Source organism: Micromonospora sp. WMMA1976 (assembly GCF_027497335.1).
Classification (GTDB): Bacteria; Actinomycetota; Actinomycetes; order Mycobacteriales; family Micromonosporaceae; genus Micromonospora; species Micromonospora aurantiaca.
Window position 1 is genome coordinate 269,029 of the sequence record NZ_CP114912.1, and the last position, 19,358, is coordinate 288,386.

Genomic DNA, 19,358 nt, shown 5'->3' on the forward strand with positions numbered 1-19,358 from the left:
CGGCGCGGAGGATCGCTCTCCGCGCCGGGCCCCCGTCGTCAGCCCTGGTCCGCCGAGCCGATCCACAGGGGAATCGAGTCGTGGGCACGGACGTCGTGGGCCGGCACCACCTGCATCAGGCCGGCCAGCGCGACGATGCGCCGAAGGCCCTCCCGGACCCGCGTCGCGTCCACGTCCGCGAGTATCCGCAGCAGCGCCGGGCGCTCCGCCCGGAGCGTCACGCCCTCCATCTGCCAGGTCAGGTCGCCGATGAAGGCGTACCGGCGCCCGTCGGGCAGGCTGACGAAGACCACGACCGAGCCGTCCGTGTGGCCGCCCGCCTCCACGATCACCACCGAGCCGTCGCCGTGGACGTCGTGGCTGGCGGGGAAGCCGAGGTACGGCGGGCCGTCGAACGTGTAGTGGTGGATCCGGCGGTGGCTCGCGACCTCCCGGAACACGGCGGCATCGGCGGCCCGGTCGACGTACCGGCCTTCCGCGGGGTTCAGCCAGATCGGCACGTCGAGGTCGGCCAGGCCGCTGACGTGGTCCCAGTGGGCGTGCGTGATGACGACACCCCGCAGCCGTGCCATGTCGTAGTCCCGCGCCCGCAACTGGTCCCGGACGGTCGCGCCGACTTCGTGCGGGGTGCGCCGGTAGGACGGCATGGCCGCGATATGCGCCTCGACGTCCGCGCCGAACCCGGCGTCGATCAGCAGGTCACCGCGCGGGTGCCGGACGAGCACGGCGGTGGCGGCGAACCGTCGCCGGTCGCCGAACGCGCCGCCGCGGTAGGCCAGGAATGCCCGATTCTCGTACGTCCCGGTGGGGAACTGGTAGATCGCCATCCCGGGTGGCGGTGCGGCGTCGGGCAGCGGACCCGTCCACGGTTCCGGCGCCGGAAAGGGCGCGGGCCGGAACGACCGGACGGCGACCAGCGCGGCGGCGACACAGGCGAGCGCGACGGCGCTCCACACGTAGATCATCTGTCGTGCCTCTTCGCGTTTCTCACCGGTCGATTCGACAGCCGGTGGCGCGTCGGCGTCCAACACCTGATCGGGGGCGGCAATACCTTGAGGGTATGGTTCCCCGGTGGTGGACATGCGCTCTCTGGGCTATTTCGTCGCGGTGGCCGAGGAGCTCAACGTGGGCCGCGCGGCGGCCCGCCTGCACATCTCGCAGCCGCCCCTGAGCCGGGCGATCCAGCGCCTGGAGGTCGAACTCGGCGTCGAGTTGTTCAACCGCTCGGTCCGGGGCATGACGCTGACGCCCGCCGGTCAGGTGCTGCTCCCGGAGGCGCGCGAGCTGCTCGCCCGCATGGATTCCCTGCCGTCGCTCGTCGCCCCGGCGGCCGAGCCGCGCAGCATCACCATCGGGACGCTCGCGGACAGCGTGGACCGGGCGGGCAGCACCCTGATCGACGCCTTCCGCTCCCGGTACCCGGGCGTCGAGATCCGCGTCGTCGAGGGCGACCTCACCGACCCCACTGTGGGCGTGGACCGCGGTCTGGTCGACGTCGCGCTCACCCGGGGGCCGTTCACCGCCGGCACGGTCGCCGTCGCCGAACTCCGCCGGGATCCGGTGGGGGTCGTCCTGCGGACGACCGACCCGCTCGCGTCCCGGGACCGGGTGCGGCTCGACGAACTGCGGGACCGCCGCTGGTTCCGCGTCCCGGACACCGTCGACCCCGTGTGGCGGGACTACTGGACCGGTGGTCGCGAACCCGTGGACGGCACCGACACCGTGGTGCGGACCGTCCGCGAGTGCATCCAGGCGGTCCTGTGGTCGGACTCGATCGGGCTGGCCCCGCTGGCCATCACCCCCGTACCCGGCATCGTCGTCGTCCCGGTGGACGGCGTGGCGCCGAGCCCGCTCGTCGTGGCGTGGCGGCGGCGCGACCGCAGGTCCCTCGTGCACGGCTTCGTCGACCTCGCCACCGCCCGGTGAGAACCTCACCGGGCGGTGGCGGCCGGAGTCACGCGCCGGCGAACCGCCGCGCCCTCCTCAGGTTGAGCGCCAGCTCCTCGCGGTTCTGGTGCGCATGGCGGAGCCACGCCGGCTGGCCCGGGCCGGTACGCCAGGACTCGCTGAGCGGACTGTTGTCCACAGTGTCGAAGCCGAATCGGTCGTAGAGCCGCGTCACCAGCTCGACCGCCTCCGGGTGGTCGCTGGAGACGGACAGCGCCAGCCGGTCCGGCGCGCCGGCGGGCCGGGCCGAGGTGAGCAGCCGGGGCGCCTGGATGTGGGTGAACGCCTTCGCGACCTTCGACGTGGGGAGCTGTTCCTGGCGCAGCTCGTGGACCGTCTTCTCGCCGGAGTCGAGGACCGGGATGTTCCCGTCCCGCCAGACCATGTAGTTGTTCGTGTCCAGCACGACCTTGCCGGCCAGCTCCTCGACCGGCATGTCGTTCACGACCTTGAGCGGCACGGCGACGATCGCGAAGTCGCCCGCTGCCGCCGCCTCCGCGGCGTACGCCGCCCGCGCCGACGGCCCGAGTTCGGCCACCAGGTCCGTCAGCGTGTGCGGCCCCCGGGAGTTGGCGATCACGACCGTGTACCCGGCCGCTACCGCCGCGCGGGCGAGCTGGCCGCCGACCTCACCCGCGCCGATGATGCCGATGGTGGTCATCGTCGGTGTCCCTCAGCGGGCGGCGGTGAGCTGCCGGAGCATCTCGGCCGAGTCGTGCAAAGCGGTCATCTGCACGAACCGACCGTCGCTGACCTTGTAGATGGCGTACTCGACGATCTCGAACGAGGCGCCGGAGGGCGGTACGCCCAGCCACTCCTTCACCGGTGTGCCGTGGTTGATCGCGCGGACGGCGATCCGGTCGCGGTCGAACAGCAGTTCCTCGACCGTCCAGCGGAGATCCGGAACGGCGTCCACGTCGTGCTTCTGCACCGCGATGACGTCGTCCCGGGTGCCCGGCTCGCCGTTCAGCATCACCGTGTCGTTGATGAACTCGTCCATGCCGTCGAACTCGTGGGCGTTCAGTGCGGCGACGTAGCGCAGGTACCAGTCGCGGAGATCGTGCTGAGTCATGTCACTCTTCCTCTGCTGTGCGGATGATGTGCGGATCGCGGTCGGGGCGGACGGCTACCAGCTCAGGAGCCCGGAGTCGTCCTGGAGGGTTCCGGTCGGGCCGTCGGGGGGAAGCGTCGCCAGGCGTACGACGGTCCTGGCGCTCTCCGCCGGGGTCCTGCCGCCGCCGATCGCGGCGGTCAGGTCGGTGGCGGTGTAGCCCGGCTCGACCGCGTTGAACCTGATCCCCGGCTGGGACTTGGCGTACTGGAGGGTGATCATCGTGGCGGCGGACTTCGACGCCGAGTAGAGCGGTGACGTCAGGTCGTACTCCGGCCGGTCGGGGTTGGTGACCGCCCAGAAGGAGCCGGCGCTGCTCGACACCGTGACCACTGTCGGATTGGACGACCGGCGCAGCAGGGGCAGCGCCGCCTCGGTGACCCTGACGATCCCCACCACGTTGGTGTCGAAGACGCGCAGGGCGGTCGGGCCGTCGACGACGCCGTTCTCGGCGATGCCGGCGTTGTTTACGAGGACGTCCATCCGCCCCTCGTCGGCGTCGATGGTCGCCAGCGCCTTTGTCACCGAGTCGTCGTCGGTCACGTCGAGCGGCACGAACCGTGCCCCCAGCGCCGAGGCGGCCTCCTCGCCCCGCCCGGTGTCGCGCGCTCCGATGTAGACGACGTGTCCAAGGTCGAGAAGCTGTCTGGCGGTCGCGAAACCGATGCCCTTGTTCGCGCCGGTGATCAACGTGACGGTCATGCTCTTCCCTCGCGTTCCCAGTTTTGTACTGATCGGTTCACGGGTCACCGTAACAGCTTTCTGTACCGATCGGTTCGTGGGCTGGGTCACGTTCTGTACCGAGCGGTATAGTCGAGGTATGGGCACTGAGACTCCGACCCCGGGACGGCCGCGGGCCTTCGACGAGCAGACGGTCCTCGACCGGGCCGCCGAGGTCTTCTGGCAGCAGGGCTACGAGGGTGCGTCGTTGAGCTCACTCACCAAGGCGATGGGCATCAACCGGCCCAGCCTCTACGCCGCGTTCGGCAGCAAGGAGGAGCTGTTCAGGCGGGCCTTCGACCGCTACCACGAGACCAACCTCGCGAACGCGCGCGCCGCCCTCGACCAGCCGACCGCGTACGCCGCGATCGAAGCCTTCCTGCGCGCCAGCGCCGACAACCTGACCGCCGGCGGCCACCCCGCCGGCTGTCTCTCCATCCAGGGCGGCCTGGCCTGCTCCCCGGAGAACGCCCGCATCTCCGAGATCCTCGCCGCCGGCCGGGCGGCCACCGAGGCCGCGCTCGAAAAGCGGCTGTCCCGCGCGGCGAAGGAGGGGGACCTCCCGGACGGCCTGGACAGCCGGGCGCTCGCCCGTTTCGTGATGGCGCTCAGCGAGGGGCACGCCGTCCACGCGGCGGCCGGCGCGAGCCGCGAGGACCTTCAGGCCTCCGTCGACGTCGCCATGCGGGCCGTCGCCGCACTCCATCCCGGTCCCGCGCCGGCGGGGTCCGCGTAGTCGAGGGCGGCCTCAGTAGTGGGTGGACTCAGAAGCGGCGGCGGACCCATCTGCCGATCATTCCTAGCGTGAACAGCAGCATGAACAGGAATATCCCCGCGCGCCAGTTGTCGCCGCTGGTGTTCCGCCCGGTGTAGGCCGACATCCCGTACAAGAAAAAGATCACGTTGGCCGGCAGGACGACCAGGAGCGCCTTGGTGTCGAGGTGCGGTCCGCGTTTCTGCGCAAGGTTGTTGTTGATGTTGATGTTTCCGGTCTGGGTGGCGTAGACGTTGCCCGAGTTCGTGTTGATGTTCTGGCCCGACCCGGGTGGGGTCCCCTTCTGACCGGAACTCATCGCGGCTTCACCATCAGCTCCGGTGCGGCGCCCGGTCGTGCCACCAGTTCGGCGATACGCGGATCGGCGGAGCCGCTCACGCCCAGCATGGCGACCGCCTGCTTGAACGCCTGCGGAATGGTCCGGCCGAAGCCCAGAGCGGAGTAGAAGGAAGCGGCGAATGCGATGGCATCGTCGTCGGGGATGGCCGCGTTCATGCCGACGACGTAGTCGACGTATCGACTGAGGGCCTGCACCGCGTTGGCGGAGTGGCAGGCGTTGACGACAACGACCCGAAGGTTGTCGCCAGTGGCGTGGAAGAGCTCCGCGAGAGAGGCGAGACTGACGGATCGGGCGATGCCGTCATCTGCGGAAAGCAGGATTTCCCCGGTGCGATCGCCGTGGCCGCTGAAGTGGACGATGTGCGGGCTGTGCTGGTTGAGGTACTGAAGGAGATCCATCGGACGGACCGCCCAGCAGGTGATGAGTTCGAACGCCTCCCGGTCCCGGGAGAGGCGTAGTCGCTCCGTGATCTGCCGCGCCTCCTCGTCGATGGCCAGCCGCGCGGTGGCCAAGGGATTGGCGGCGAGCATGAGGACGCGGATCCGGTCGTCAGGAGCCGCCGTCTCGTGAACGTTGACGTCGCCGGTCTGTGTGGCATAGACGGGACCACCGTTTGTGCTGATCTGTTGGTGCCAGCCGGTGCCGGCAACCGACTTCTTCGCGTCCCTCATGCGCTGCCACTCCATCATGATCTTGTCGACGTCGGATGACGGCGACATGCCCTCGACGGCTGTCGACAGCCCGTCCACCCCGGCTGTCCCGACGGCAACTACTGACGGACAGCCGTCCGTCAGTAGTTGCCGTGCGATGCCTGTCAGGTCCGGCGCCGCCTGCCGGCTCTCGATTGGAGCTGTGCGTCGAATACCAGAGCTTCTCGGGTTCGTACGACTGCTCACTCTTGTTCGTCAACTGCGGCACCCCGACGTGGTGGATCCCCGCAAGCTGGCCGAGTTCGTCGACGCCGGCGGCTGTCTCTACGTGTCCGACCTCGCCGGTGACCTGTTGGCGCTCGCGTTCCCGGAGCTCTTCGTCTTCGACGGACGCGGCGGCCGGACTGGCGAGATGGATGCCCTCGTCGTCGATCGGGGACTGCGTGAGATGTCCGGTCGCATGATCAGGATCAGGTTCGACATGGGCAGCTGGAAGGTCTTGCGCCACTGCCAGGGCCACGCCGTCATCCGGTCGGCCGCCCCGGGCGAGTACGCCGATCTCCCGATCATGGTTTCGGTTCGCTGTGGCCGCGGGACGGTCTTCTACACCTGTTTTCACAACCGGTCCCAGCAGTTCACGTACCCGGACTTCGGCGAGAAGCGCGGCCGCTACTTCCTGGCCCGGGATGGCGCCGTGGTCCCGGAGGTCCTGAGCGCGATCGCCACCTCGGTCATCGGCTCAGCGCTGAGTACCGGCAGTGGCAAGCCTCAGTACCTGCCGCCGCGAAGGACGCCGTCGGCGGCATGAAGGGCAGCCTCATCCGCTGAGGGGCGGGCTGTCCGTCAGGGAGGAGCAGGCGGGATTCCGCCGTCCCCCAAGACCATCGGAGGAGAAGCCATGTCCGAGCGGGCCACCGAGGGGCAGGTAGTCATGCCCTTCTACATCGTCTGTGACGTCTCCGGATCCATGTGCGGCGACATGGCCGATCTGAACGCAGGCGTCGCCGGTCTGCGCCAGGAGATCATGAAGGACCCCGTCGCCGACGACCTGGCGATGCTCAGTGTCATCGCGTTCGACGACACCGCTCGCACCGTGATGCCACTCAACTTCCCGAGCGCGATGGAACTGCAGACCCTGAGCTGTGGTGGCCTGACCAACTACACCGCTGCCTTTCAGGAGTTCCACCGGGCCTTCGAGGCCGATCGGGTCCGGCTGAAGAACGAAGGCAAGAGGGTCTTCCGTCCGTGCATCTTCTTCCTCACCGACGGCGAGCCGACGAGCAGGGACCACCTGCAGGTCTTTCAGCAGCTGCTCGGGTACGACCCGGTCACGAAGCAGGGGAACCCCCGCTACCCGTACGTCACACCGTTCGGATTCCGTAGTGCGACGGAGGAGTCGATGAAGGCCCTCGCCTACCCCAACTTCGGTGAGAAGAAGGGACGCTACTTTCTGGCGAAGCAGGGCGCATCGGTCCCGAGCCTGCTCAAGGCCATCTCCGGAATGATCGGCACCTCGGTGCTCTCCTCCAGCCTGAGCGGCACTGTCGGGACGTTCCAGTACACCCCGCCGGCCACCGACGCGTCGCCGGAACTGGAGGGCAGCTTTGTCGACTGACGTGTGGCGGCGCACCGAGACACCCGGGGCGGGTGCGTACGTGATCGGCGATCCGGGCCGTGCCGCCACTCAGTTGGAACCCGGCCCGCCCACGCGCTTCCCGGACTCGGCCGATCATGAGCTGAGCGACTTTCGAGTGCCAGGCGCACAGGTCCGTGCCGCCAGCGTACGAGGAATCCTGCATCGCTATCGCAATCAGCCGCGGCAGGACCGCTTCTCCGTGGTCTTCGACCCGTCCACGATGACGCTTGTCGTCACCGTCTGCGACGGCGTCGGGCAGTTCCCCCTGTCGCAGGAGGCGGCCGGGTTCGCGGCGGCCGACGTACCTCGCGCCTACCTCCGTCACGGTGACTGGCAGATCGCCGTGAACGAGGTCAACGAGCGTCTCAAGGACTTCGTCGCGGCGGCCGGGAGCCGTCCGCACCTCGATCACGTCCCTGATGGCGTCCGGATGGCGACAACCCTCGTGGCCGCAGCGGTATGTCTCGATCCGGCCGAACGGCACGTCTCCGTCGCCTGGACCGACGACTCGTCGGCCTGGGTACTGGCCGACGGCCGGTGGCGGAATCTGACGCACGATCCGGACGCCTACGACGACGACAACGGCTTGCACTCCGGCCGGGTCAGGGCACTGCCGCATGCGGATCCTCGGCTCAGGACGGCCGAGCACCTCCTCGGCGACGGACCGATCTTCCTCATGACCGATGGCGTCGGCGTCCCGCTCGAGGGCTCCGTGCAGGTGCGTGAGACCCTCGCCGGCTGGTGGGCCACCGCCCCCGACGTCTTCACCTTCGCTCAGCAGGTCGGCTTCGCGCGGAAAGGGCACATGGACGACCGCACCGTCGTCGGTGTCTGGTTCGAGGCGAGCCGGCCGTGATCCGCATCGACAGACGCCGGCTGGGCACACTCAAGCCGCTCGGCCAGGGCGGGATGGCACAGGTGCATCTCGTCGGTGACCACATTCCTGAGGTGCCGGGCAGGCTCGCGTTCAAGGAGCTGTTGCCGTCCGTCGACGCGAAGAACCGTGGACCGATGCTCAGCACGATGCGGCAGGCTGTCGCGCTGCGTGACGCGATGAGCCCGGCGGAGCAGGCCGAACTCGACCTCCTCACCGTGTGGCCGCTGGCCATGGTCCATGAGAAGGGCACCGACGTGGGCATGCTCATGCGGTGCATCCCCGACGACTTCTTCATCGACGCCAATGGCGGACGCCGGGTCTTCGAGTTCCAGTTGCTCGGCGCCGACTCGGAACAGGCCAAGGAGAACGGTTTCGACAAGAGCCGCGCACCGGCCGACAAGGAACTCGTCCGCCTGGCCCTGATGGCCCGCCTCGCGTACGCGATCGAAGTGATCCACCGGCCACGAGGCGGCCGGCGTCTCGTCTACGGCGACATGAATTTGCGCAACGCCGCCGTGGCCACCGATCCGCCACGAATCCTGCTGATGGACTGCGACGGGGTGGCCGATGTCGCCGACGCCACCCGGATCCAGCCGAACACCCCGTTCTTCGTGCCGCCGGAGGTGCGGCACAAGAAGCAGAAGCTGCAGGACCAGCTCACCGACGTCTACAAACTCGCACTGTGCGTGATCCGGGGCCTCGCCACCGGCCGCGGATCCACCCAGCTGCACGATCCGGCCAGCCCGCTCGTCCCCCCGGGCCTGCTCGACCAGGTAGGAATCGACCTGCTCAACCGTGCGCTCAGTGACGACCGTGCCCAGCGGCCGACCGCCCAGGAGATCAAGGAATATCTCGTCGGCCGGGTGCTCGATCTTGCTGACCCACCGACACTGCTGTCCGCGGAACTCAGTACCGACGTGACGCTGCGTGGCTCCGAGGTCTTCGTCCGCTGGCAGCACAGGGGCGCCAGATCGGTCCGCATATTCAGCGATGTCAACAACTTCGCCGTCGGGGATATCGACCCCGACGGCTACCCGAACGGCTATCCCGTCAAGCCACCCACTGCGTGCGAGATCCGGGTAGCAGTCGTCAACGACCACGGCGAGGACGAAGGACCGGCGGGCCGGCTGCACTACTACGAGATGCCGCCGGTGCAGGTCTCGGTCAACCCGCCCGCGGTCGTGCTGCCGGACCTGCCGGTGATGCGGCTGCCTCGTACACACGCAGAGCTTCCGCCGTACCCACTGCCCGCGGCGGACGTCGTTCCGCTGCCACCGTTGCACTGGCCGCAGGTGCCGCCGGTTGACCTCGCGCCGGCAGTGCCTGAGGCGCACACGTCGAAGCAGCTACGGGACGTGATCGGGAGCGCCTACCGCGCCGCCGACGTCGGGGTCGACGCCGCGATCCGCGAAATGCTGCGGCGTACAGCACAGAAGCTTCGTGCGGATTCCAAGCAGAAGGCCTCCGCCAACGGTTTCCCTCCCCCGTGAAGACTTTGAAGGACTGATGCAGATGCAGAGATCCAGCACATTTCTGGCTCGTCTCGGCGGTGCCGACCCGGGTGTGCTCGCGCGCGCAAAGCAGATCAGCCGAGGCGGTGTGGCCAAGGACCAGGCCCGCTTCGTGGCGCTGGGGCTCGTGCTGCTCGCCACTGCCGGCTTGGCTGTGGTGTCGATGGCCTTCGCGATGACCGACGGGCTGCGCGTCGGTGTGGCCGGCGCAGTGCTCATCGGCATCTTCTGGGGCGTGATCATCCTGGTCGTCGACCGTGCGCTGATCCTCAGTCTGAAGCCGACCGGCAGCAGGTGGTTGCTTTTCTGGATGGTCCTGCCGCGGATTCTCATGGCGGCTCTGCTCGGCCTGGTCATCTCGACTCCGCTGACGCTGCGCATCTTCGCCGACGAGATCGAACAGCAGATGACGCTCGACAACATCAGGAAGGCGGAGGGTGCGTCGATCGTACTGGCCGAGGGAAACCGGCAGAAGGAGCTGGCGGATCTCAAAGAGGAGATCACGAAGTACGAGCGATACCTCGCCGGCGAGGTCGCGGTCAGCTCACCCGTCCTGGCCGCAGCCGAGGCGGAGCACAAGCAGGCCACGACCGACTACCAGGCAAAACAGGCGACCGCAGAGAAGGCGTGGGCTGCCTGGCGGTGCGAACTCGACGGTGAGCTCTGCGAAGCCGGCAGCGGCAAGCGGGGCGATGGCCCGCGTGCCCGGGCGCTTCGGCGGGAGTACGACCGGAAGGAGAAGGACGCGACAGCGGCCCGGGAGCTCGTCCAGACGAAGCTCGCAGCCCTGGAGAAGGCCCGGTCGGACTTGCGCCGAGACAGCGGCCGGACGGTCTCCGAGGCGCAGGACGAGGCAAAACGAGTGCTCCCGGGCCTGCGTCAGCAGCGCGACATCCTCCAGGCGGCGATCCAGAGCGACTTGGACACGAGCAACAAGGAGGCCGCCGACAACACGGGGTTGCTGGCACGCCTGGTCGCGTTGGCTCACCTGGGGGATGAGAACGGCTGGGCGAAGCTGGCTCATCTACTGGTCGCCGCACTGTTCTTCATGATCGAGCTACTGCCTGTCGCGATCAAGTCGCTGTCCATCCTCGGTCCACCCAGTGCCTATGACCAGATCGACGAACTCGACACCAAGGAGGTCGTCAAGGCAGCAGGACGACAGGAGTACATCGACAAGGATCTGGAGAAGCGCAAGAAGCGGATTGCTGAGGCGGTTCATGACGAAGTCGAAGCGGTGATGCTCGAACTCGCCACTGACCAGGTCGAAGCGTGGAAGCAGAAGGTGAGGCAGATGGCTGTCCAGCCGCCCCAGAGCACCGGCAAGGGCAGTGGCCTCTGGCCCGGCAACGGCCAGCCTGCAAAGGCCACCGGATCGGTCGCGCCATCGGCCCGCGCCACCGTCACGGGTCGACGTTCGGCGGCAGCGAGGGTCGCTGCCGCGCTGAACCTGCCCCCGTCGGCCAAGCGCCCGTCATGAGCTCCGTCGGCATGAACCCGTACTGGCCCGCCGAGGAGGACTGGGCCGGTTTCCTGGTGGTGATCGTTCCCGTCGGTCCGCTGCCGCTGCCTGCCGAGGAGCTGTGTCGGCAGGTGCAGGCGCAGATCGGTACCGACCCGGTGCTCTACGATCTGGTCACGGTGCGGCTCGCTCCCCGTTTCAAGCTCACGCCGGAGTGGGACCGCGCGTTCGTGAGCACTGTGGTCGAGGCAGCGATGCCGGCCGGCCACTTCTTCGCGCCGCGGGGCGTCATCGGGTTGGTGGTGGTGTCCGACGACCGGGAGAAGCTCCGCAACGTCTTCGACAGCCTGCGCGACCTGCCACCCAGCAGACGTCTGTGGGCGCGGATCTTCGGCACCGGCGTACGGGACTCCCGGAACGGCAGCTCGCCGACCGCCGCCGGAAGAGTCGCGAGCACTGTCAACACACTCATCGAGATGTACGACGAGCAGCCGCAGATCGCCCTGAGCGAGTCAGCGTTCCTCGATCGGGTCGGCGCTCTGATCGAAGAGGGTTACCTGAGCCCTTCGGCGCTCGGTCCCGAGCCGTCCCCGGCCTCGGCTGCGGGTCCGGCGTCGACTCGAGAGCGACCGGGGCAGGTCGTCGAGTCGCCGCGCGCCACCGCGTCGGCACCCGTGGTCGAACGGCGGCCGCGTGTCGTACCGGCTCCCGATCCGGTGCCGGTGGACGTGCGGACCCCGGCCGCCCGGAATGCGGGGGCGGCGAAGAAGCCCATGCTGGAAGCGGTGATGTACGACGGCTCCGAGATCGTGGCCGTGGACCAGCGCACACCGATCCAACGCCTGACCGGTCGGCAGCAGACGGATGCCGACTGCATGGACGAGCTGCATCGAGGCGGAACGGCGGTCGGGCTCGTCCATCTCGTCTTCGTTCCGGACGACGGTGTCGTGCCCAGGCGGGTGACGAAGCGGCGCAATGAGGTTGCTCTGGAGCTCGATCAGCTGTTGGATTCCGTCGAGTTCGACGCGGCGAGCGGCCAGCCGGTGCGCATAGCGGTCGAAGTTCTCTCGGCGACCAACCCGTTGCAGAAGCACGGCGTGCTTCGTGTCGCGGGCACCATCACCGAGGTCGCGCTGCCGAAGGTGAAGATCGAATACTTCTCGATGACCGATGTCGTCGAGCCGCTGCTCGACGCGGCGGGCCGGACCTCGCGTGCACTGCACGCCCGGGGGGTGCAGGTCGTGAGCCAGCACTTCGTCTTCCTGGCCGCGATGAGGTTTCCGGCCGACGAGGCGACCGAGGACGACTGGGTCAGACTGCTGGAGAACGGTCGAGTCACCTGGGTCGACTTCAGCCCGTCTGGCGGACGTCATGCGCTGCATCCGATGCCGCCGTCGCCGTTCGGCCTGCATGTGCTGACCGACAAGGAGGACGTACTGGCAGTGATCAAGGAGCAGTCCGGAGTCATCTACCGGTACGCGCAGCGGATGCCCACCCACACGGCGGCGTACGACACGCCCGGGCACGACGGGCACGAGCCGATCTCTTCGACGGTCGATGGCCGGCGCTGGTGGCCGTTCGGCAGAAAGCCGGGTGCATGAGGGCCCCTTCGTCCGCCTGCGCCGCATCCGACCTGCCCGAACGGCACCAACCGCGTCATCAAGACGATCGGCCGCGTCCTCTCTCAACCTCGAAGAGCCGGAATGGTACGAGGGGTTCCCGTTGCGGTGAGGGCCGCTGCAGCCAGCATGCAGCAAGCGCCGATCGAAACCAGCGCGAGCTGGTAGCCACCCGTTGACGAGTTGATGAAGCTCGCGGCCAGCGGGGCGCCCGCCTTCGCCAGCGTCATCGGAATGGCGACCATTCCGGCGAGAGTCCCATAGTCCTGCGAGCCATAGCGCTCGGACAGGAGGATCGGTTTAGCGATGGTACCGACGCCGGCACCGATGCCGAATCCGATCACCGCACCGATTGCTCCGAACGGACTCGTGGCGATGACGGGCAGCAAGAACGCGGCCAAGGCCTGCAGACAGAACACGGCTGCGGTCAACATGGCCGTCGCGCACCAACGTCGTAGCCCGGTCGTCACGAGACGCCCAGCGACCGAGAATACGCCTAACAGCCCCGCAATCCCGGCCGAGAACGCCGGGCTGTGTCCCCACTGGCCCAGCGCCGAGACGATGTGCACATTGAAGGCGTTGACGGCGCCCGTCTCTAGTGTGAGGCCCACCGCGATCAGCCAGAATGCCCTGTCGCGTAACGCCACGGACCGGCCCGGCGCAGGGGCCGCCTGCGGTCCGGCGGTGCCGATTCGGCGGTGCGGTCGGCGTACCAGGGTGTGCAGCGGAATGGTACTGGCATAGAGGAGGCCGAGAACCACCAGGCTCGTACGCCATCCGTGGCGTTCGACAAGCCAGCCGGACAGCGGCAGGAAGATTGTGCTGGCGAAGCCCGCCGCCACGGTGACGGTCAGGAGTGCACGGGGCCGAGTGCGTGTGCCATACCACGACACCACGACTGGGATGGCCGCGTCGTAGAGGGTCGCGGCGCCGACGATGCCGATCCCGCACTGCACGACGTACAACTGCGCGACGGTCTCGACCCGGGACCAGGCGAGCAGGAGCAGGGCGCCGCCCACCGAACCGGTGGTCATCAGGGCCCGCCCGCCATGACGGTCGAGCCACCTCCCGAACGGTACGGCGACCACCGCGCCGGTGAGGACGCTGGCGGTATAGGCGCCCGTCACCACGGCCGGTGAGCTGCTCAGATCGCGGGTCATTGGTTCGAGCAGCACGGCGTACGAGTAGAGGAGGATGCCGTAGCCGATGGTCTGTGTGATCGAGAGTGTGGTCAGGACGGTGCGTCGTCGCCGAGAGTCGAAGCCTTCCTCTCCCGTCATCACCGATTTCCGGATCGCCCCGCGCGACCGATGTCGTGCGATGGCGAGGTGATCAGTCGCATCGGCATCGGCTCCACGATGAGCGAATCCCGGTACCGTAGTATCCGTCCATGCCTGACGAGTTCCCCTCCAAAATGGCCAAGGCCGGTCTCGCCTTCGACGACGTGTTGCTCATTCCGGCTCATTCGCGGGTCACGCCCGCGTCTGCCGACACCCGCACACGCGTGACACCCTCGATCGAGCTGGCTATTCCGCTGGTATCGGCGGCAATGGACACCGTCACCGATGCCCGGATGGCGATCGCGCTCGCCCGGCTGGGCGGCATCGGCGTGCTGCACCGGAACTTGAGCGTCGAGGATCAGGTCGCCGAGGTCGACAAGGTCAAGCGGACCCAGTCCGGAATGATCACAGACCCGGTGACGCTCACCGCCGACCGCGATGTCGCAGAGGCACTCGAGATCATGGCGCACTACAAGGTCTCGGGCGTACCGATCGTGGACGACAGCGGCCGGCTGATCGGCATTCTGACCAACCGGGATCTGCGTTTCGTGGAGCGCACCGACGTGCGGATCGCCGAGGTGATGCGGGGCCTTCCTCTGGTGACCGCGCCGGTGGGGACCGATCTGGAAAGCGCGAAGAAGCTTCTCGGCGAACACCGGGTCGAAAAGCTGCCCATCGTGGACGAGGCTGGGATTCTTCGCGGGCTCATCACGATCAAGGATATTCTGAAGAAGACGGACTTCCCCTCGGCTACGCAGGACGCCGAGGGTCGCCTTCGGGTGATCGCCGCCGTCGGGGTCGGCGACGACTCGGTCGAGCGCGCGAAGGCCCTCGTCGCGGCCGGCGTCGACGCCCTGGTCGTCGACACGGCGCACGGTCACTCGCAGGGTGTGCTCGACACGGTCGCCGCGATCAAGCGTTCCCTCGACATCGAGGTGATCGGCGGGAACATCGCCACCGGCGACGCCGTTGACGCGCTCGTGGAGGCGGGCGCCGACGCGGTGAAGGTCGGCACCGGCCCGGGGTCCATCTGCACAACCCGAGTCATCTCGGGCGTGGGTATGCCGCAGATCACCGCGATCTACGACTGCGCGCAGGCCGCCGCTCGTCATGGCATCCCAGTCATCGCCGACGGCGGCATCAAGCTCTCCGGCGACATCCCCAAGGCCATCGCAGCCGGTGCCGACGCCGTGATGATCGGCGGCCTCTTCGCTGGCGTCGACGAGGCGCCCGGCGATCTGATCCTGCACCAGGGGGAGAGCTACAAGCAGTACCGGGCGATGGGCTCGCTCGCGGCCATGCGTGCCCGCTCCTTCTCCAAGGACCGCTACTTCCAGGCTGATATCAGCCAGGCGGACAAGCTCGTGCCGGAGGGCATCGAGGCCCGGGTCTCCTACAAGGGGCCGCTGTCCGGCGTCGTCTACCAGCTGGTCGGTGGCCTGCGATCCTCGATGGGCTACTGCGGGACCGCCACCGTGCGGGAACTCAAAGAGCGTGGTCAGTTCGTCCGGATCACCGGCGCCGGTCTCCAAGAGAGCCACCCGCATGACGTGGTCATCACCTCCGACGAGCCTAATTACCGTCGACGCTGAGGGGGACGGGGCGACCTCGGGGTGGAGTCGTCATCCGCTCCGGGGTCATCCCGTCCGGTCCCGCATCAGGGTCGCACCGAGGTCGGCGAGGAACTCCGGCAGACGGTCACGAAAGTAGAAGTGCCCGCCAGGGAACCGGCGGAACGTGCATGCTGCCACCGTGTGGTCGATCCAGGCCGCAAGCCGATCCTCGGTTTCCCCGTCGTCCTGACCAGACCACACGGTGACGGGGCAGGTGAGCGGTGCGTCCTCGACATAGCGGTGGGTCGCGGCGATGGTGAGGTCGGCCCGTAGTGGACGTAGATGCCTCTCGAGGGCGTGCGGATCGTGGCGCAGCTCATCCGGAATCGCGCCGAAGAGGCGGGTGACGGCGTCAACGAGGTCCGGGCCGTTCGCTGTCTCGAGAGAGATGGGTGACCGGTGCAGATGCGGCGCGGCGTAGGAGGAGGCGATCAACCGCGTCGGCTCCGGAAGCGACCTGTCGCGGAGGAGCCGGGCGGCGTGGTAGGCGATCCCGGCACCGAGGCTGTGGCCGAAGAACGCGTACGGAGGGGTCAACCGGGTCTCGGACACGAACGCCTCGACGACGGTGTTCAGGTCGGTGATCGGCTGCTCCCCGCCCCGGCTTCCTCGCCCAGGCAGCTGGACCGCCCAGACCTCGATCGTGTCCGGGACGGCGTCGGCCCATCGAACGTACTCGCCCGGTGACCCTCCGCTGTGCGGGAAGCAGTAGAGCCGGAGGGCCGCGGCCGGCCGTCGACGTCGGCACAGCAGCCAGCGTGGTTCACGGGCGGTCATCGGCGGCCTCTCGTCCGCGGCGGGGAAGCCTGCGCGGCCAGCTGGTCGACGCCACGCTGGTCGACCTTGCCGTTGGGCAGCGTCGGCAGCTGGCTGCGGACCTCGATCCGCCCCGGCACGGCGACCCCGGGCAGGTGTCGCAGCGCGTGCGCCCGCACCGTCCCCGGAGTGAGCGACGGATCCGTCGCGGTGACCACGCCCAGCACGGCGAACCTGCCGTTGCGTTCGGCCACGCCGACGGCGGCCTCCGCCACACCCGGGCAGTTCGTCAGCACCGAGATTATCTCGCTGCGTTCAATCCGCATGCCGCCCAGCTTCAACTGGTCGTCGGCGCGGCCGTGGAAGAGCAGCCGGCCCTCGGTGTCGACCGAGACCAGATCTCCGGTGCGGAACTCACCTGCGGTCCGGTACTGCTCGGCCAGACCCGGCCCTCCGACCACCAGCTCTCCCGGTGCATCGCCGGCGCTCTCGACGTACAGGGTCGCGCCCGGGATCGGACGACCGATAGGCACGCTGTCGGCGGACGCATCCTCCTGTCGGCAGCGATGCACGGTGCTCCAGACCGTGCACTCGGTCGGTCCGTACTCGTTGAACAGCTCGCTGTCCGGCGCCGCCGCGAAATGCTGCCGCAGCAGGTCCGGCGGGCATGACTCGCCCGCCACTATGACGGTTCTGGGCGCGACGGCGTTCGTGAACAGCTCTCCGCGCAGCATCATCCGGTAGAGCGACGGTAGCGTGAGCATGTGCGAGGCGCCGGCGGCGGCGCGGGCGATCGCCAGGATGTCGGTCTGGCGGTCGCTGGGGATGACCAGCTCCCCGCCGGAGGCCAGGGTCCAGTAGATGCCCGCCACCGAACTGTCGAACGAGATGGAGGAGCAGAGCACGAACCGAGTGACGGGAGCGTCGTAGTACTGGAGCCGGGCCGCCGTCGAGGCGGCCAAGGCCCGGGTGCTGATGGTGACACCCTTGGGCGTCCCGGTCGATCCGCTGGTGTAGCAGGTGTACGCGAGCGGTCCTCGCACCGTGCCGGACCCGGCCTCACGAACGTCTGCCGGGATCATCACGGGAGTCGGGGGCACGCCGGTCAGGCCCTTCTCCACCACGGCGTACCGGGCACCGCTGGCGCGGGCGATGTGTTGCCGACGCCCGGCGGGGAAGGCGGCATCGACCGGGACGTAGGCGGCGCCGCTGCGCAGCACGCCGAGCATCGCCACCACCGCCCACCGGCTGAGCCGGGCGTGTATGAGGACATGGTCGCCCGGTTGCACGCCGGCCTTGAGCAGAACCCGCGCAATCGTCGCCGACCGCTCGTCAAGCTCCCGATAGGTGAATCCGCCCTCGTGGTCGGTCACGGCGGGAGCATCCGAACCGAGGTACGGCTCCACCAGGTCGAGGACGTGCTCAGGTGCGTGCAGGGCGGCGCCGTGCAACTGATGGCGGCTCGCGGTCCCGGCGGGCGGCGGCGCCGCTGTCACGACCGCCGCCGTGCCGGGTTGCCGGTCACCACGAGTTTCTTGAAGCCGCTGAGGAACGTCGAGTGCACCCGAACGGCCTCCCCGGTCACCGCCAGGTCTTCGAACGTCACGAACAGCTCGCGGAAGAAGCGCCGCAGCGTGTAGCGCGCCAGGTGCGAGCCGACGCAGTAGTGACGGCCGACCCCGAAGGCGAGGTGGCGGTTCTGTTGTCGTCTGATGTCGAACGTTTCCGGATCGGGAAAGACCTCGGGGTCGCGGTTGGCGGAGCCGAGGTAGGCCACGACGGCGACACCCTCCGGCAGCTTGCGGTCGGCGAGGGTGACGGGGCGCCGCGTGTAACGCATGAAGTTGCTCGCCGGGCTCGCCCACCGCAGGGCTTCCTCCACACCGCTCTCGAGGAGTTCGGGTCGCGTGGCCCAGCCGCGGTAGCCGCCCGTACGCGAAAGCTCGGCGATGGCGGCTGTCGGCACGTGCGGCACCGTGCCCGCGGCGCCGAGCAGCATGCTGTAGCAGTTGGAGACTATCGCTCCGATCGGCGGGACCGCACCGTTGACCTCTGCGGTGAGGAGGTAGCTGACCAGGTCGTCGCCGGGTCGACGTCGGCGGAGGCGAACCAGGTCGGTCAGATAGGCGAACAGCTCGCGGTGGCCGTGTCGCAGCGTCGCCTCCGTGGTCCCGCCGATCTGGTACTCCGGATCCTCCTCCGCGTTGCACATCGACACCAGCCGGATCAGATCGGCGGTGTCGGCAGGAGGCAACCCGAGCATCGGGGTCATGGCGACCATCGGCAGACGCGCCGTCGCCGCGGCCAGGTCGAAGGGCTCGCCGTCGACGCCGGAGGCCAGCAGCCGCTTGATGCCCGCCGTTATCTCGTCGCCGTACGCCTCGATCGGGCGTGCGCCCAGGGCCTTCTGCAGCGGCGCCCGTAGCTGGTCGTGCAAGGGCGGATCGGTAGCGGCGAGCTGGGCGCCGGCCGCGGGATCGCCCTTGCCCAGAAGGTTGACAAGTGTGCCGCGCTCGGAGGTGAACGACTCGTGGTCGCGAATCACCTGCTGAACGTCCGCGTACCGGGTGACGGCCCAGAAGCCGGAATCCTCGCCGCGGTCCGGCAAGGGCTGCCACCGCACCGAATCGTGCTCGCGCAACCAGGCCCAGGCCGCAAACTGTCGGCCGTCGGCGTAGAGCGCCGGGTCGGACAGATCCACAGGCGCCGGTGTCTTCCTCGCCTCCTCGATCGCCGCCGCCACCGCCGATATCGTCGGTTGGCGATAGAGCACGGACGACGGGATCTCCACCCCGAAGGCATCGTCCACCTGTAGCTGCAGCTCGGCGGCGAGCAGCGAGTCGCCACCCAGCTCGAAGAAGTCGTCGTCGTGCCCGATGTCGTCCAGATCGAGGAGCTTCGACCAGAGCGTGATCAGCTGCGCTTCGACTGGGCTCGACGAGGAAAGCTCAAATGGTTTGTAGGCAGGGTCCACGGCACAACTCCATGAGGCTCGAAGAATGCGTCAGGAAGTGGCCAGTTGTCCACAGCCGGCCCGATCTTATGCGTCGCAGAATAAGAC

Annotated in this window: 19 protein-coding genes; 9 read left to right on the top strand and 10 right to left on the bottom strand. The window is 68.5% G+C overall.

The annotated features are described in order from the left end of the window. Positions 1-38: 38 nt before the first annotated feature. Positions 39-965, bottom strand: coding sequence for an MBL fold metallo-hydrolase (locus O7546_RS01325; protein ID WP_281600380.1), 927 nt, complete (start codon positions 963-965; stop codon positions 39-41). A 115-nt stretch (positions 966-1,080) separates the two neighbouring features. Between O7546_RS01325 and O7546_RS01330 the strand changes: the two genes are divergently transcribed. After that, positions 1,081-1,926: a LysR family transcriptional regulator gene (locus O7546_RS01330; protein ID WP_228531382.1), complete on the top strand. Its 846-nt coding sequence runs from the start codon at positions 1,081-1,083 to the stop codon at positions 1,924-1,926. Positions 1,927-1,954: 28 nt separating this feature from the next. Here the strand turns inward: O7546_RS01330 and O7546_RS01335 are convergent, their stop codons facing one another. The 3 genes from O7546_RS01335 to O7546_RS01345 are packed head-to-tail and all read right to left on the bottom strand — an operon-like array spanning position 1,955 to position 3,760. Next, positions 1,955-2,608, bottom strand: a complete 654-nt coding sequence (locus tag O7546_RS01335; RefSeq protein ID WP_194798801.1) for an NAD(P)-binding domain-containing protein — start codon at positions 2,606-2,608, stop codon at positions 1,955-1,957. Positions 2,609-2,620: 12 nt separating this feature from the next. After that, a complete protein-coding gene (locus O7546_RS01340; protein ID WP_194798800.1) occupies positions 2,621-3,019 on the bottom strand; it encodes an ester cyclase in 399 nt (132 codons plus the stop codon). 54 nt (positions 3,020-3,073) lie between these two features. Then, positions 3,074-3,760 (bottom strand): SDR family NAD(P)-dependent oxidoreductase, encoded by a 687-nt coding sequence (locus O7546_RS01345; protein ID WP_281600381.1) that lies wholly within the window; start codon positions 3,758-3,760, stop codon positions 3,074-3,076. A 118-nt stretch (positions 3,761-3,878) separates the two neighbouring features. On the opposite strand from O7546_RS01345, the gene O7546_RS01350 reads away from it, so the two are divergent. Beyond that, a complete protein-coding gene (locus O7546_RS01350) occupies positions 3,879-4,514 on the top strand; it encodes a TetR/AcrR family transcriptional regulator (RefSeq protein ID WP_281600382.1) in 636 nt (211 codons plus the stop codon). A gap of 28 nt (positions 4,515-4,542) precedes the next feature. On the opposite strand, the gene O7546_RS01355 is transcribed toward O7546_RS01350, so the two are convergent. Both O7546_RS01355 and O7546_RS01360 read right to left on the bottom strand, forming a co-directional pair. Continuing rightward, entirely contained in the window at positions 4,543-4,851 is a 309-nt protein-coding gene (locus O7546_RS01355) for a hypothetical protein (protein ID WP_194798797.1), read from the bottom strand. Beyond that, positions 4,848-5,642, bottom strand: coding sequence for a CHAT domain-containing protein (locus O7546_RS01360; RefSeq protein ID WP_194798796.1), 795 nt, complete (start codon positions 5,640-5,642; stop codon positions 4,848-4,850). Before O7546_RS01360 ends, O7546_RS01355 begins: the two co-directional genes overlap by 4 nt. A gap of 178 nt (positions 5,643-5,820) precedes the next feature. On the opposite strand from O7546_RS01360, the gene O7546_RS01365 reads away from it, so the two are divergent. The 6 genes from O7546_RS01365 (at position 5,821) to O7546_RS01390 (ending at position 12,630) form a co-directional block, all read left to right on the top strand. Next, positions 5,821-6,351 carry a hypothetical protein gene (locus O7546_RS01365; RefSeq protein ID WP_281600383.1) on the top strand — a complete coding sequence of 177 codons (531 nt, stop codon included), beginning with the start codon at positions 5,821-5,823 and terminating at the stop codon, positions 6,349-6,351. Between the two features lie 90 nt (positions 6,352-6,441). Next, the gene (locus O7546_RS01370; protein WP_269696056.1) at positions 6,442-7,158 is read left to right on the top strand and encodes a VWA domain-containing protein; all 717 of its coding nucleotides are present in this window, start codon (positions 6,442-6,444) and stop codon (positions 7,156-7,158) included. 40 nt (positions 7,159-7,198) lie between these two features. Then, complete coding sequence (locus tag O7546_RS01375; protein WP_194798793.1) at positions 7,199-8,035, top strand: protein phosphatase 2C domain-containing protein; 837 nt, start codon at positions 7,199-7,201, stop codon at positions 8,033-8,035. Then, positions 8,032-9,546: a hypothetical protein gene (locus O7546_RS01380; RefSeq protein WP_194798792.1), complete on the top strand. Its 1,515-nt coding sequence runs from the start codon at positions 8,032-8,034 to the stop codon at positions 9,544-9,546. The genes O7546_RS01375 and O7546_RS01380 overlap by 4 nt, the downstream gene beginning before the upstream one ends. Before the next feature lie 22 nt (positions 9,547-9,568). Next, the gene (locus O7546_RS01385) at positions 9,569-11,047 is read left to right on the top strand and encodes a DUF4407 domain-containing protein (protein ID WP_194798791.1); all 1,479 of its coding nucleotides are present in this window, start codon (positions 9,569-9,571) and stop codon (positions 11,045-11,047) included. Further along, a complete protein-coding gene (locus O7546_RS01390; RefSeq protein ID WP_269696057.1) occupies positions 11,044-12,630 on the top strand; it encodes a hypothetical protein in 1,587 nt (528 codons plus the stop codon). The genes O7546_RS01385 and O7546_RS01390 overlap by 4 nt, the downstream gene beginning before the upstream one ends. A gap of 83 nt (positions 12,631-12,713) precedes the next feature. Here the strand turns inward: O7546_RS01390 and O7546_RS01395 are convergent, their stop codons facing one another. Continuing rightward, entirely contained in the window at positions 12,714-13,928 is a 1,215-nt protein-coding gene (locus tag O7546_RS01395) for an MFS transporter (protein ID WP_269696058.1), read from the bottom strand. A gap of 110 nt (positions 13,929-14,038) precedes the next feature. Here O7546_RS01395 and guaB point away from each other — a divergent pair, with 110 nt between their 5' ends. After that, positions 14,039-15,520 carry an IMP dehydrogenase gene (gene guaB / locus O7546_RS01400; protein WP_194798788.1) on the top strand — a complete coding sequence of 494 codons (1,482 nt, stop codon included), beginning with the start codon at positions 14,039-14,041 and terminating at the stop codon, positions 15,518-15,520. A 45-nt stretch (positions 15,521-15,565) separates the two neighbouring features. Here the strand turns inward: guaB and O7546_RS01405 are convergent, their stop codons facing one another. Genes O7546_RS01405 through O7546_RS01415 form a run of 3 tightly spaced genes read right to left on the bottom strand, consistent with a single transcriptional unit; the run spans position 15,566 to position 19,271 of the window. Next, the gene (locus tag O7546_RS01405; protein ID WP_194798787.1) at positions 15,566-16,318 is read right to left on the bottom strand and encodes an alpha/beta fold hydrolase; all 753 of its coding nucleotides are present in this window, start codon (positions 16,316-16,318) and stop codon (positions 15,566-15,568) included. Further along, the gene (locus O7546_RS01410; protein WP_269696059.1) at positions 16,315-17,793 is read right to left on the bottom strand and encodes an amino acid adenylation domain-containing protein; all 1,479 of its coding nucleotides are present in this window, start codon (positions 17,791-17,793) and stop codon (positions 16,315-16,317) included. The genes O7546_RS01405 and O7546_RS01410 overlap by 4 nt, the downstream gene beginning before the upstream one ends. Then, entirely contained in the window at positions 17,790-19,271 is a 1,482-nt protein-coding gene (locus O7546_RS01415; RefSeq protein ID WP_194798785.1) for a cytochrome P450, read from the bottom strand. Before O7546_RS01415 ends, O7546_RS01410 begins: the two co-directional genes overlap by 4 nt. Positions 19,272-19,358 lie beyond the last annotated feature (87 nt).